10 protein-coding genes are annotated in these 13,057 nt (G+C 66.6%); 4 read left to right on the top strand and 6 right to left on the bottom strand.

Annotated features, from left to right (window positions below):
• From QCE73_RS22935 to QCE73_RS22920, 4 genes are read left to right on the top strand one after another with little or no spacing between them, the layout of a single operon-like run.
• A complete protein-coding gene (locus QCE73_RS22935) occupies positions 1-1,476 on the top strand; it encodes an efflux transporter outer membrane subunit (RefSeq protein WP_309883706.1) in 1,476 nt (491 codons plus the stop codon).
• The gene (locus QCE73_RS22930) at positions 1,473-2,759 is read left to right on the top strand and encodes a paraquat-inducible protein A (protein WP_187604005.1); all 1,287 of its coding nucleotides are present in this window, start codon (positions 1,473-1,475) and stop codon (positions 2,757-2,759) included. The genes QCE73_RS22935 and QCE73_RS22930 overlap by 4 nt, the downstream gene beginning before the upstream one ends.
• A complete protein-coding gene (locus tag QCE73_RS22925; RefSeq protein ID WP_309883705.1) occupies positions 2,756-4,357 on the top strand; it encodes an MlaD family protein in 1,602 nt (533 codons plus the stop codon). The genes QCE73_RS22930 and QCE73_RS22925 overlap by 4 nt, the downstream gene beginning before the upstream one ends.
• Positions 4,357-4,938 (top strand): PqiC family protein, encoded by a 582-nt coding sequence (locus tag QCE73_RS22920; protein WP_309883704.1) that lies wholly within the window; start codon positions 4,357-4,359, stop codon positions 4,936-4,938. Before QCE73_RS22925 ends, QCE73_RS22920 begins: the two co-directional genes overlap by 1 nt.
• 9 nt (positions 4,939-4,947) lie before the next feature.
• Here the strand turns inward: QCE73_RS22920 and QCE73_RS22915 are convergent, their stop codons facing one another.
• From QCE73_RS22915 to QCE73_RS22890, 6 genes are all read right to left on the bottom strand, one after another.
• A complete protein-coding gene (locus QCE73_RS22915; protein ID WP_309883703.1) occupies positions 4,948-5,949 on the bottom strand; it encodes a hypothetical protein in 1,002 nt (333 codons plus the stop codon).
• A gap of 3 nt (positions 5,950-5,952) precedes the next feature.
• A complete protein-coding gene (fabI, locus tag QCE73_RS22910; protein WP_309883702.1) occupies positions 5,953-6,735 on the bottom strand; it encodes an enoyl-ACP reductase FabI in 783 nt (260 codons plus the stop codon).
• Entirely contained in the window at positions 6,732-7,922 is a 1,191-nt protein-coding gene (locus tag QCE73_RS22905; protein ID WP_309883701.1) for an acetate/propionate family kinase, read from the bottom strand. The genes fabI and QCE73_RS22905 overlap by 4 nt, the downstream gene beginning before the upstream one ends.
• 3 nt (positions 7,923-7,925) lie before the next feature.
• Positions 7,926-8,864: a phosphate acetyltransferase gene (locus QCE73_RS22900; protein WP_035501323.1), complete on the bottom strand. Its 939-nt coding sequence runs from the start codon at positions 8,862-8,864 to the stop codon at positions 7,926-7,928.
• Positions 8,865-8,902: 38 nt separating this feature from the next.
• Positions 8,903-11,194: a DUF3141 domain-containing protein gene (locus QCE73_RS22895; RefSeq protein ID WP_309883700.1), complete on the bottom strand. Its 2,292-nt coding sequence runs from the start codon at positions 11,192-11,194 to the stop codon at positions 8,903-8,905.
• Positions 11,195-11,342: 148 nt separating this feature from the next.
• The gene (locus QCE73_RS22890) at positions 11,343-13,037 is read right to left on the bottom strand and encodes a SulP family inorganic anion transporter (RefSeq protein WP_309883699.1); all 1,695 of its coding nucleotides are present in this window, start codon (positions 13,035-13,037) and stop codon (positions 11,343-11,345) included.
• Positions 13,038-13,057: the final 20 nt, after the last annotated feature.

Below are 13,057 nucleotides of genomic sequence, written 5' to 3'. Positions count from 1 at the left end.
ATGCGGCGCACTTTCGCCAGCTTCGCCGCCGCGCTAGCGCTCTCCGGCTGCCTGCTCGGTCCGAATTATTCGCGTCAGCCGGTCGATACGCCGGCGACGTTTCGCTTCGCCACGGCCGAAGTCGCCGATCCGGCGAACACCGAATGGTGGCAGGAGTTCCAGGACCCGGTGCTCAACGATCTGATCTCGACGGCGCTCGCGAACAACAAGGACGTGAAGATCGCGGCGGCGCGCGTCGATCAGTTCATGGGCCAGTTCGTGACAACCCGTGCCGCGCTGTTCCCGCAGATATCGGCGGGGGCGTCGGCGGCGAGGCAGCGCGCGTCGGCGGCGGGGCCGCAGCCGCTCAACGGCTTCGGGCCGGTCTACAACGACTTCCAGGCGTCGGTGTCGGCGTCGTGGGAACTCGATCTCTTCGGCCGCAACCGGCGGCTCACCGAGGCCGCGCGCGCCAACCTGCTGTCGAGCGAGGAAGGACGGCGCGCGACGATCCTGTCGCTGGTGGCGTCGGTGGCGTCGGCGTATCTGAATCTGCGCAGCTTCGACAAGCAGCTCGAAATTGCCAAGGCGACGACGCAGAGCCGCGCCGAATCGGTGCATGTGTTCACGTTGCGCTTCGAAGGCGGCGAAGTTTCGCAGATGGAACTCGCGCAGAGCCAGTCCGAATACGAAGCCTCGCTCGCGGTGATTCCGCAGCTCGAAACGCAGATCGCGCAGCAGGAAGACGCGCTCTCGGTGCTGCTCGGCGCGAATCCGGGGCCGATCGTGCGCGGCCGGACGCTCAACGAACTCGCGACGCCGGTGATCCCGGCGGGCCTGCCGTCTGACCTGCTGGAGCGGCGCCCCGATCTGCGTCAGGCGGAACAGGATCTGGTCGCGGCCAATGCGCTCATCGGCGCGGCGCGCGCGCTCTATTTCCCGCAGATTTCGCTGACCGGCCTCTTCGGCACTGCGAGCGGCCAGTTCTCGTCGCTCTTCACGGGGCCGGCGCGCGTGTGGGCGTTCGCGGGGCAGATCACGCAGCCGATCTTCACGGCGGGCAATATCTCCGGCCAGGTGCAGTCGGCCGAAGCGCAGCAGCAGGCGGCGTTGCTCACGTATCAGAAGTCGATCCAGGTCGCGTTCCAGGAAGTCGACGACGCGCTGATCGCGTCGCAGAAACTGCACGAGCAACTCGAAGTGCAGGGCCGCCAGGTCACCGCGCTCGCCACTTATTCGCGGCTCGCGCGGGCGCGCTACGAAGGCGGCTACACGAGCTATATCGAAGTGCTCGACGCCGAGCGCAGCCTCTTCAACGCCGAGCTTTCGCAGGCGCAGACGCAGGCCGCAGCGCTCGTGTCGTTCGTCACGCTCTACAAGGTGATGGGCGGCGGCTGGGTCGTCGCGGCCGACAAGATGACGACGCAGCAACAATCCGCGACGCCTTCCGCCGATACGGCCAAGCCGGACCAGCCCGCTTCCCAGACAGTGCAATGAACACGGTCACATCTGACGATCGCGCAGCGCGGCCGCTCATCGCGTGCCACGAATGCGATCTGATGCAGCGCGAAGGCGTCGTGCCGCCCGGCGGCACGCTGCGCTGCTGCCGTTGCCGCGCGGTGCTCTATCGCCGCCGCGGACGCGGCTTCGACCGCGCGCTCGCCTTCGCGCTCGCCGCCTTCGTGCTGTGGCTGATCTCGAACGCGTTTCCGATCGTCGGCCTCGCGGTGAACGGCGATGTCGTCGAGACGACGCTGATCGGCGCGGTGCGCGTGCTCTACCGCGACGGCATGTGGCCGCTCGCCGGCCTCATCTTCATCACGACGATCCTGATGCCCGCGCTACAGGCGCTCGGCATGGTGTGGCTGCTGCTGCCGCTCTATCTGAACCGCAGGCCGTGGCACGCCGACGCCGTCTTCCGTCTGCTGCGCGTCGCGCGCAACTGGGGCATGACCGAAGTGCTGATGCTCGGGCTGCTGGTCGCGGTCGTGAAGCTCGCGCATATCGCGTCGGTGGTCACGGGGCCGGCGCTGTGGTCGCTCGCGGCGCTGATGCTGCTGCTCGTCGCGGCGACGTCCGCATTCGACGAGCGCGCGATGTGGATGCGCATCGAAGGCGCGCCGCCCGGCATGCCCGCCGACACGCCGCTTCACGGGCGCACGGCGGCGGCGAGCGGCATCTGCGTCTGTCACGATTGCGGCCTCTCCACGCGCGGCACGCTGCGTCATGACCATCTGTGCTGCCCGCGCTGCGGCGCGCATCTGCATCTGCGCAAGCCCGCGAGCCTGTCGCGCACGTGGGCATACCTGATTTCCGCGGCGATTCTCTACATCCCCGCGAACCTGCTGCCGGTGATGAACACGAGCTCGCTCTTCGGCGCGCAGAAGGACACGATCATGAGCGGCGTCGCGTACCTGTGGCATTCGGGATCGTGGCCGCTCGCGATCATCGTGTTTATCGCGAGCATCGCCGTGCCGATGCTCAAGATTCTCGCGATCGGCTATCTCGCCGCGACCGCGAATCTGCGCATGACGCAGCAAGGTCTGCGGCGCGCGCGCATCTACCGCATCGTCGAGCTGGTGGGCCGCTGGTCGATGCTCGATATCTACGTGATCGCCGTGCTCGTCGCGCTCGTGCAGTTCAGCGCGATGGCGACGATCGAGGCCGGTCCGGCGGCGATCGCGTTCGGCGCGGTCGTCGTGCTGACGATGTTCGCGGCGATGTCGTTCGATCCGCGCCTCATCTGGGACTTCGCGCCGCCTCGGGACGAACGACGATGAACACACCCGGCGATATCCCCGATGCGGAAGTCGCGCCGAAAAAGCGCTGGCGCATTCCCTGGGTATGGGTCGTGCCGGCCATCGCGGTGGTCATCGGCATCTGGCTCGCCGCGAAAGCCGTGCTCGAACAGGGGCCGACTGTCACGATCACCTTCAAGACGGGCGAAGGCATCGAAGCCGGCAAGACCAAGATCAAGTTCAAAGACGTGGACATCGGCCTCGTGAAATCGGTCGCGCTCTCGAAGGATTACAAGCACGTGGTCGCCACCGCCGAGCTGACGCGCGACGCGACCAACATGCTCGTCGACGACACGCGCTTCTGGGTCGTCCGGCCGCGCGTGGCGGGCGGCTCGGTGTCGGGCATCGGCACGCTGCTGTCGGGCGCGTATATCGGCATGGATATCGGGCACGCGAAGCAGGACCGGCGCGATTACACCGGCCTCGAAACGCCGCCGGTGTTCGCGAGCGACGTGCCCGGACGGCAGTTCGTCCTGAAGGCGACGGACTTAGGCTCGGTCGATGTCGGCACGCCGGTGTATTTCCGCCGTCTGCAGGTCGGCCAGGTGACGGCCTTCGAGCTCGACAAGGACGGCAGCGGCGTCACGCTGCATATATTCGTCAACGCGCCCTACGACCGCTACGTGAACGCGGACTCGCGCTTCTGGCAGGCGGGCGGCATCGACGTGACGCTCGGCACCGACGGGCTCAAGGTCAACACGCAATCGCTCGTGTCGATCCTGATCGGCGGGCTCGCGTTCGAGACGCCGGCCGTGTCGCTCAGCTGGTCCGAGGCGCCGCCCGACACGACCTTCAACCTGTTTCCGACGCGCGCCGAAGCGCTGCGCGTGCAGGAGCGCATCGTCGACACTTACGTGTTCAACTTCGAAGGCTCGGTGCGCGGGCTCGCCGTGGGCGCGCCGGTGGAATTCCGCGGCATCCAGATCGGCGAGGTGGCGGCCATCAACACGCGCTTCGATCCGGTCACGAAGCGCATCAGCATACCGGTCGAAATCAGGCTCTATCCGGAGCGCTTCACGTCGCGCTTCGCGGTCGAGCCGAAGAGCGGACGCGTCGTGGCCGACAGGCGCGAGCTCGCGGACGTGCTCGTGTCGCGCGGCCTGCGCGGGCAATTGCGCACGGGCAGCCTGCTCACCGGCCAGTTGTATGTTTCGCTCGATTTCTTCCCGACCGCGAAGAAGGCGAGCATCGACTGGAGCCGCACGCCGCCCGAATTGCCGACGACGCCGAGCGGCCTAGAATCGCTGCAGGATTCGATGAACCGCATCATGACGCGCATCGACAAGCTGCCGATCGAGGAACTCACCGCGAGCGCACGGCAGACGCTCAACAGCACGACCGCGCTGATGCAGGGCCTCAACACGCAAGTCGTGCCGCAAGCCGCGACCACGCTCGCCGCCGCGCGCGCCGCGCTCGATGCGGCGCATTCGACGCTCATGCCGGATTCGGGGCTGCAGCAGGACACGGCGGAAGCGGTTCGCGAACTGACGCGCACGGCGGCCTCGTTCCGCAGTCTCGCGGACTATCTGCAGCAGCATCCGGAAGCATTGCTGCGCGGCAAGCCGGAGGACAAAAAGTGATGCGGCCCGCTCTGCTCTCTCTCCTGCTCGCCGCTCTGCTCGGCGCATGCGCCTCGCCGCAAGCGAGCTTCTACCGTCTGAGCGCCGATCCCTCGCTCGCCGCGACGGCCGCGCACACGAACTCGCGGCCCGTGATCGTCGGGCCGGTGACGGTGCCCGATCTCGTCGACCGGCCGCAGATCGTCACGCGCAGCACGAGCAACGAAGTCGCGTTCAACGAATACGCGCGCTGGGGCGCGCCGCTCAACGGCGGCATCGCGGATGCCATCGCCGGCGATCTCACGTTGCTGCTCGGCTCCGATCGCGTGGCGCCGGCCTCGCGTGCGCTCGCGGACCCGCAGGCCTTGCGCGTGCGTGTCGATATCCAGCAGTTCGAATCCGTTCCCGGCGATGCCGTCACGATCGACGCGCACTGGTCCGTGCGCCGCTTCGGCGACGACAACGCGCTGACCGGCCGCTCGCTCGTGCGCGAACCCGTCACCGGCGGCGACTGGAATGCGCTCGTGGCGGCGCACAGCCGCGCGCTCGCGAGCGTGAGCCGCGACATCGCGAAGGCGATTCAGGGCGGCGTGCCTCAGTAACGCCGGGTGTCACAGCACGAATCGCGCGGCCTCGTCGAATGCGGCGCCGGCGGGCGGCACATCGCGCCGCGCGATGCGCACGATCTCCACCGCACGCGTTTGCGGCGGCTGGGTCGGCAGGCGCGCAAGCATGATCCCGATGTCCGCATGAGGTTCGTCGCAGCGCGCGTCCATCAGCAGATTCATCTGGTTCAGGCACAGTTCGCGGTGCGCGACGGAGACGAGCGCAGCCGGATCGGCGAGCAGATCGACGATCGTCTGAAGCTGCGTCTCGATGGAATCGGCGGGCGAGCCCAGCGCGGAGAGCGCGGCTTCGTTCTCCTCGAAATCGCGCTGGAGCCGTGAGGCGTCGCCCGAAACATCGGTGGCGGCGGTCAGGCGGCTCATGCCCGCGCCGCGCCGGCCGAGCATGTGCATGCGCGCGTTCAGCAGCGCGCGATGTTCCTGGAGCGCGTCGCGCCGCGCTTCCTGACCGGCGACGCGCGACATCGCTTCGAGCGCGAACTGCTCGACGATCCGCTGCACGAGTTCCTGCCTGAGCGCTGCGTCCGTGTCGCTGCAAAAACGCATGCGCTTGTCTTCGAAGCTCACCGCCGTGCGCGCGACATCCGAGCGCATCGCGCCGTTCTCGACGGCCGAGACGAGCACGCTTCGCTCGACGAGCGTCGCGCCCAGCACCGCGAAGGCGTAGTCGGCGGCGATGTTGCCGTCGAACCAGTCGCGCACGTCGCGGGACTCGCCGATGACCGTCGTGATGTCGTCGGGGGTCGCGAACTTCGCGCGCAGACAGGGATCGTCCGCCCATGCGCCGGGCGTCGCATCGCGCGGCGCGGGCAGCGCGCCGACGAGTTCATGCGCATGGTCGAGCGTCTTGCCGATGACCGATTTGATCCGCGACTCGTAGCGATTCGCGAGCTTCACCTGCGGCGCGACCGCGACGATGCGATCGAGCGCCTGCCGGACGTCCTCGCGCGACGTAGTGTCTTCGCGCCTGAACAGCCAGTTGAACATGCTTCATCCCATGATGTGCACGCCGCCGTCCACATAAAGCGTTTCGCCCGACATCCGCCGCGCGAAAGGCGTCGCGAGGAACGCGCAGGTGAAGCCGACGTCCATGATGTCCACCAGTTCGCCGAGCGGCGCGCGTTCCGCGGCTTCGGTCAGCAGCAGGTCGAAGTCCTTGAGCCCCGACGCCGCGCGCGTCTTGAGCGGGCCCGGCGAGATCGCATGCACGCGAATGCCCTGCGGCCCGAGCTCGTAGGCGAGATAGCGCGCGCACGCTTCGAGCGCGGCTTTCACCGGGCCCATCACGTTGTAATTGGGCACGACCTTGTTCGCGCCGTGATAGCTCATCGTGAACATCGCGCCGCCGCTTTTCATGAGCGGCGCAGCAAGCCTCGCCATGCGCACGAACGAATGGCAGGAGATGTCCATCGCCTTCGCGAAGCCGTCCGCCGAGCAGTTCAGCAAGCCGCCTTGCAAGTCGTCCTTCGGCGCCCACGCGATCGAATGCACGAGGATATCGAGCGTGCCCCACTCGCTCGCGATGCGCCCGAACACCGCTTCGAGTTCGGCCTCGCTCGATGCGTTGAGCGGCATGAAGATCGGCGCTTCGAGATCCTTCGCGAGCGGCTCGACATACGGCCGCGCCTTGTCGTCGGCGTAGGTAATGGCGAGATCGGCGCCCAGTTCGCGGAACGCCTTCGCGCAGCCGTACGCGATGGAATGCTCGTTGGCGATGCCGGTGACGAGCGCCTTCGCGCCCTTCAGCACGGGCTGTGGCACGGTGAGCGTCATGCGGATGCTCCTTCGATCAACGTCAATGCGTGACGCGCGATCATCAGTTCCTCGTTGGTCGGCATCACCCACGCGCTCACCTTGCTCGACGCCGCGCTGATGCGCGGGCCGCCGCTCTCGTTGGCTTTGGCATCGAGCTCGATGCCCCACCATGCCGCCTGCTCGCACACGCGTTGACGTATCTCTTTCGAATGCTCGCCGATGCCCGCCGTGAACACGATGGCATCGAGCCCTTGCAGCGCGGCGCTCATCGAGCCGATCTCGCGGGCGATGCGATACACGTAGAGATCGACGGCGAAACGCGCGCGTTCGTCGCTGCTCGCGAGGAGCGCGCGCATGTCGCCCGAGATGCCCGATACGCCCAGCAAGCCCGAGCGTCGATACAGCAGGTCTTCGATCTCGCGTGCGTTCATGCCGAGTTCGTCGAGCAGATACAGGATCACGCCCGGATCGAGATTGCCGCAGCGCGTGCCCATCATGAGACCGTCGACGGCGGTGAAGCCCATCGTGCTCGCGACGCTCTTGCCCGCGTGCATCGCGCACAGGCTCGCGCCGTTGCCCAGATGCGCGACGACCGTGCGCCCGCTCGCCGCATCGGGCGCGATATCCGGCAGCGCGTTCGCGATGTATTCGTACGAGAGACCGTGAAAGCCATAGCGCCGCACGCCGTTCTTCGTGATCGATTCGGGCAGCGCGAACGCCTGCGCGAGCGGCGCCTGCGTCGCGTGAAACGCCGTATCGAAGCAGGCGACTTGCGGCAGGCCCGGATTGCGCTCGGCGATGATGCGGATCGGCTTGATATTGTGCGGCTGATGCAGCGGCGCGAGCGGCGTGAGCTTGTCGAGTGCGTCGAGCACTTCGGGGTTCGTCAGCACGGGCTTCGTGAAATGCGCGCCGCCATGCACGACGCGATGCCCCACGCCGATCAGCCGATGTCCCGCGCCATGCCCGCGCAGGAACGCGCCGAGATGCGCGATGGCTTCGGCATGTTCGAGCCTGACGCCCTCGCCCCACGCATGCTCGCCGGCCTTTTCGCCGTTCGCATTGAACGCGACGAAATGCGGCGAGCTGAAGAGCCCTTCCACTTGTCCGTGCATGACGAGTTCGAGCGCCTCGCCTTCGACATCGAATGCACTGAACTTGATGCTCGATGAACCCGCGTTGAGGACCAGAATGACGTCGGCCATGATTCACCCCGCCATTTGCGCTTCTTCGCGGCGTTTCAACGCCACGAGCGAGGCGATGGCGCACGACGCGAGCCGCGATTGCAGCGAATCGGCGCGGCTCGTCAGGATGATCGGCACGCGCGCGCCGAGCACGATGCCCGCCGCATCCGCGCCCGCCAGAAACGAGAGGCTCTTGGCGAGCATGTTGCCCGCTTCGAGATCCGGCACGATCAGCACGTTCGCGCGCCCCGCGACGGGCGAATCGATCTTCTTCGTCTTCGCCGCTTCGAGATCGATCGCGTTGTCGAGCGCAAGCGGACCATCGACGAGCGCGCCGGTGATCTGATGGCGATCCACCATCTTGCAGAGCGCGGCTGCCTCCAGCGTCGACGGCACTTTCGGGTTCACCGTTTCCATCGCGGAGAGGATCGCGACCCGGACCTCTTCGAGACGCAGCGCGTGGCCGAGATCGATCGCGTTCTGCACGATATCGACCTTGTCGGCGAGCGTCGGCGCGATATTGATCGCGGCGTCGCTGATGATGAGCACGTTCTCGTGGCCCGGCACATCCATGATGAAGCAGTGCGACACGCGCCGCTGCGTGCGCAGGCCGCCTTCGCGTTTCACGACGGCGGCCATGACTTCGTCGGTGTGCAGGCTGCCTTTCATGAGCGCTTCGGCTTTCGCCTCGCGCACGAGTTCCACCGCCTTTTCCGCGGACGCGTGACTGTGCGGCGCATCGACGATCGGCAAGCCCGCGATGTTCAGCCCGCATTCCTCCGCGACCTCGCGGATGCGCTCGCGCGGCCCGACGAGAAGCGGCGAGATCAGGCCCATCTCGTGCGCCTTGACCGCGCTTTCCAGCGATGTCCGGTCGCACGGATGCGCAACCGCCACCACGAGCGGCGGCAGCGCCTTGCAGACCTCGATGAGCCGTTCATACTTCTCGTGCGTATGATTCATACCGCCTCCGTGTGAACGTGCGATGCGCCGCCTGCGCCTCAGTGCGCGGGCGCGGAACGTTTCGGCGCGCGCGCGGCCTTGACGGGCAGCGCCGCGCGAATGCGCGCGAGCATCTCATGCTGCGCCGCCGTCGGCTCGAAGCCTTGCATGCGGCTATCCGCGTGCAGCTTGTCGAACAGGGTGAGGAGCTTCTTGCGGTCGTCGTTATCGTCGAGCAGATCGGGCAAGGTCGAGAGCGCCTGTTCCGGCTCGTAGCGCACGACGATTTCCTGTTCGCCGCGAATCCGCCGCCATTCATCGCGCGGCATCTGCGGCAGATATTCCGCGTAGTCGGCCGCGAGCGTCTGACGCAGGACCATGCGTGTGAGCGGCAGCGGCTCGTCATGCCGCATCAGCAGGCACGCGACGCGCGCGACGGCCTCCGCATATCCGCCATGCCCGATCGATGCGAGCGCTTCCTGGACGAAAGGCAGTTCGCGCGGATCGGCGACATGCTCGCGGGGCTCGTGCTGTTGCGCGGGATGCGCCGAGAACATGTTGCCGTAGACGGAGAAGAACATCGCTTCGGTCGCCGCGTCGCGCATCGCGCGATAGAAGTCGAGGCCCGCACTGATCATGTCGGAGCCGCAATGCTCCGCACGGCGCAGCGGTTCGTCCGCGGCGGCGGGCTTGCGCGCGGCCCTGACCGCCTCCGCCGCGGGGCCGAGCCATGCGAGCCACGGGTTGTAATCCGAGAACATCCAGCGTTGCGCGCGCAACGGATGAAACGCGCGCAGCATGCTCGCGGTGGTGTCGTTGGCCATCGCCTGCACGAAGGGCTGCGCGAACAGTTCATAGGCGCGCTGATTGAAATCCGATACCTGCTTCACCGCTTCGAACGGCAACTCGTCCACGCGTTCGAAGCGGTTGAAGCGCGCCGTCAGGTCTTCCAGGCGGCGCTCGTGAAAGCTCACGTCGTATTCGGTCTTGCCGCCCTCGCCCTTGCGTTCCGCGATCTCCATGCCGTAAAGACCCGGCGGAAACGACTCGATCGCCTCCAGCACCGATGCGATCTGCGTGTATTCCTTCTTCGCGACCTTGCCGCTCACGAAGATGCCCAAGTGCCCGATGCTCTTGTGCATCAGCCCGACGATCACCTGTCCGCGCGCCTTGATCTCGTCCGTGCTGCCGTAGATATCCGCGACCCAGTTGAATGCCTGTTGCGGCGGCGTGATGTTGTCGCCCATCGAAGCGAAGAGAACGATCGGCGACTTGATCGCGCGCAGATCGAAGGACGCGCCCGACACGCCGCTCACTTCACCCGACCACAGCTTGTTGCCGACGAAAAGATTGCGCGTGATCCATTCGATCTCTTCGCGGTTCATCAGGTAATAGCCGCCCCACCAACGCTCGAAGTCGAGAAAGCGCGGCGGCTCGGTGTCGATGTTGGCGAACAGCGTGTAGTACTTGTCCCAGAAGCTGTTCGCGGGATTCAGGTTCTCGAAGTTCTCGACGAGATACGCGCCGTCGAACTTGCCGTTGCCGAGGTCCGCCGTCAGCGACGCGAGCCAGGTGCCGCCCAGCATGCCGCCCGAATAGCGCATCGGGTTGTCGCCCTCGCCTTCGCTCCATGCGCCGCTCCAGTACGACATCGGCGCGCCGTTGATGACGAGCGGGCCGGTATCGTCGGGCTGCGAGCTTGCAAGCATCATCGCGGCCCAGCCGCCCTGACAGTTGCCGACGACCGCGGGCTTCGCGCTGTCGGGATGCAGCTCGCGCACGTGCCTGACGAACTGCTGCTCGGCCGCGCACACGTCGAGCAGCGTCTGGCCCGGTTGCGGGTCGCGGAAGAACGTGACGAAGTACACCGGATGACCCGCGCGCAAAGCGACGCCCACTTGCGAATCGTCCTTGAAGCCGCCGATGCCGGGACCGTGCCCCGCACGCGGATCGATGATGAGATAGGGACGCTTCAGCGGATCGATGATCACGCCCTCGGGGGGCACGATGCGCAAGAGCGCATAGTTCACGGGCCGCGCGAAGGTGCGGCCATCGATCAGCATTTCATGCGCGAAATGCAGCACCGGTTCGAGACCGCGCTTCGTCTGCTCGATGAAGTTGTTGCCGCGCTGACGCAGCGTGTCCCAGAAGAGAATCGAGCGCTGCATGAGATCGAGCGCGTAGCCGTAGCCGTCGAAATGATCCGCGCCGCCGTTGCCGACAAGACGCGTGCCCGCATCGTGTGCGCGCTCGCTGAACTGCTGTTGCGCCAGTTCAGCGCGCTTCTGGAACACGCGCGCGACTTTGTCCGCGATTTCCTGGCTTCGCGCCAGTTGATCTGCATACGGCATGACGTGACCTCCGCGAAGAGAACGTGCAAGGGATGGCGCTGGAAGCGGATGCATCGGCCGGCAAGACGAACGCATGGACCGAAGACTTGAATACCATCATTAAAATATATGCGCAATGTGCGACAGGGAAGTGGCAAATAGGGGCGGCTCAACGTCGCGCGCCGGCGTCGCCATCGACTGAAGCAATCTCCTGATACTTCGTCACGACATGTTCGAGGTTGTAGAACATGCGTGCTTCGCCGAGCCGTTCACCGAGCGGCGAGCGCCGCACCGCCGCGAGCACGCCCGGATTCAGGCCCGCGAGCCACAGCGTGGTGCCGCTCGCGGCGAGGCGCTCGTCCGCTTCGATCATCATCTTGAGCGCGGTGTATTCGACATCGAAGACACGGCTCAGGTCCAGCACGACGACTTTCGCGCCCGACTCGCGCACGAGCGGCCGGATCTTTTCGGCGACACGTTGCGCATTGGCGAAGAAGATCCGTCCCTCGGGACGCAGCAGCAACATGCCGGAAAACGCTTCGTCGTCGGGATGTTTCGACGAATCGCGGCGGAACACGTTCGTGCCCGGTATCCGCCTGAGCGCATACACCGGCGGATTCGACACCTGATGCGCGAGCGCGAAAAGCGACACGACGATCGCGACCACGATGCCTTCCAGCGTGCCCAGCAGCACGACGCCCGCGCAGGCCGTCAACGCCCAGACGAACTCGGTGCGGCGAATCTTCAGGATCGCGCGGAATTCGGCGGGACTGAAAAGCCCGATGGAATAGAACACGACGACGGCGGCGAGCGTCGCATGCGGCATCAACGCCATCAGCGGCGCGAACAGCAGCATCACGGCGAGCGCGATGAGCGCCGTCACCAGTCCCGCGAGTTGCGTGCGCGCGCCCGCCTGCCGGTTCACGGCCGTCTGACTCGTGCCGCCGCCCGCAACCATCGCGCCGAGCAATGCGCCGCCCGCGTTCGCGAGGCCGGTCGCGAGCAGTTCGCGGTTGGCGTCGGGCACCGGCTCGTCGTTGCGCGCGAATGCGCGCGCCGCCGCGATGCTCTCGGTGAAGCTCATCAGCGCGATGCCGAGCGCGTCCGGCCACAGCTTCAATGCAAGCGCCAGATCCGGCTTTGTCCACGACGGCAAACCCGCGGGCACCGCGCCGACCGTTTCGACGCCATGCGCGCGCAGATCGAGGACGGCCACCGCGATGATCGCCGCCGCGACGACGAACAACGGCGCCGGCGCGCGCGGCGCGAAGCGTTCGAGCAGCACCAGCGCGGCGAGCGTCAGCAGCGCGAGCACGAGCGTGCTCGCCGAGAGATGCGGCAAGCCCGCGACGAACGCACCCGCGTTATGAAAGAACGACCCTTTCGGATAGTGGATGCCGAACAGCTTCGGCAACTGATCCATGACAATGACGATCGCCACGCCCGCCTTGAAGCCGACGAGCACCGGCTCGGAAATGAAGTTCGCGACGAAGCCGAGGCGCAGGCACGCCGCCGCGACGAGCATCGCGCCGACGAGCATCGTGAGCGTGGCGCTGGCGACGGCGAGCGCCTGTGCGTCGTCGCTCCCGACCGTCATGCTCAGCGCGTTCGCGGCGAGAATCGCGAGCGTGGTCGTCGTGCTGACGGAAAGCGCGCGCGACGATCCGGTGAACGCGTAGACGATCATCGGCACGCATGCCGTATAGAGACCGACCTGAACCGGAAGGCCCGCGATCGTCGCGTAGGCGAGCGCCTTCGGGATGACGACGGCCGCCGCCGTCAGGCCCGCGAGCGTATCGGCGCGCGCCCATCGTTTCTCGTAGTGAAACAGCCATTCGGCAGCGATGGACGCGCGTGGCGGCATGTCGATATCCGTGCGCCGGT

The organism is Caballeronia sp. LZ029 (assembly GCF_031451275.1).
Lineage (GTDB): Bacteria > Pseudomonadota > Gammaproteobacteria > Burkholderiales > Burkholderiaceae > Caballeronia > Caballeronia jiangsuensis.
The sequence above is the reverse complement of the archived record's forward strand: the minus strand, read 5'-3'. Positions and strand labels throughout refer to the sequence as shown.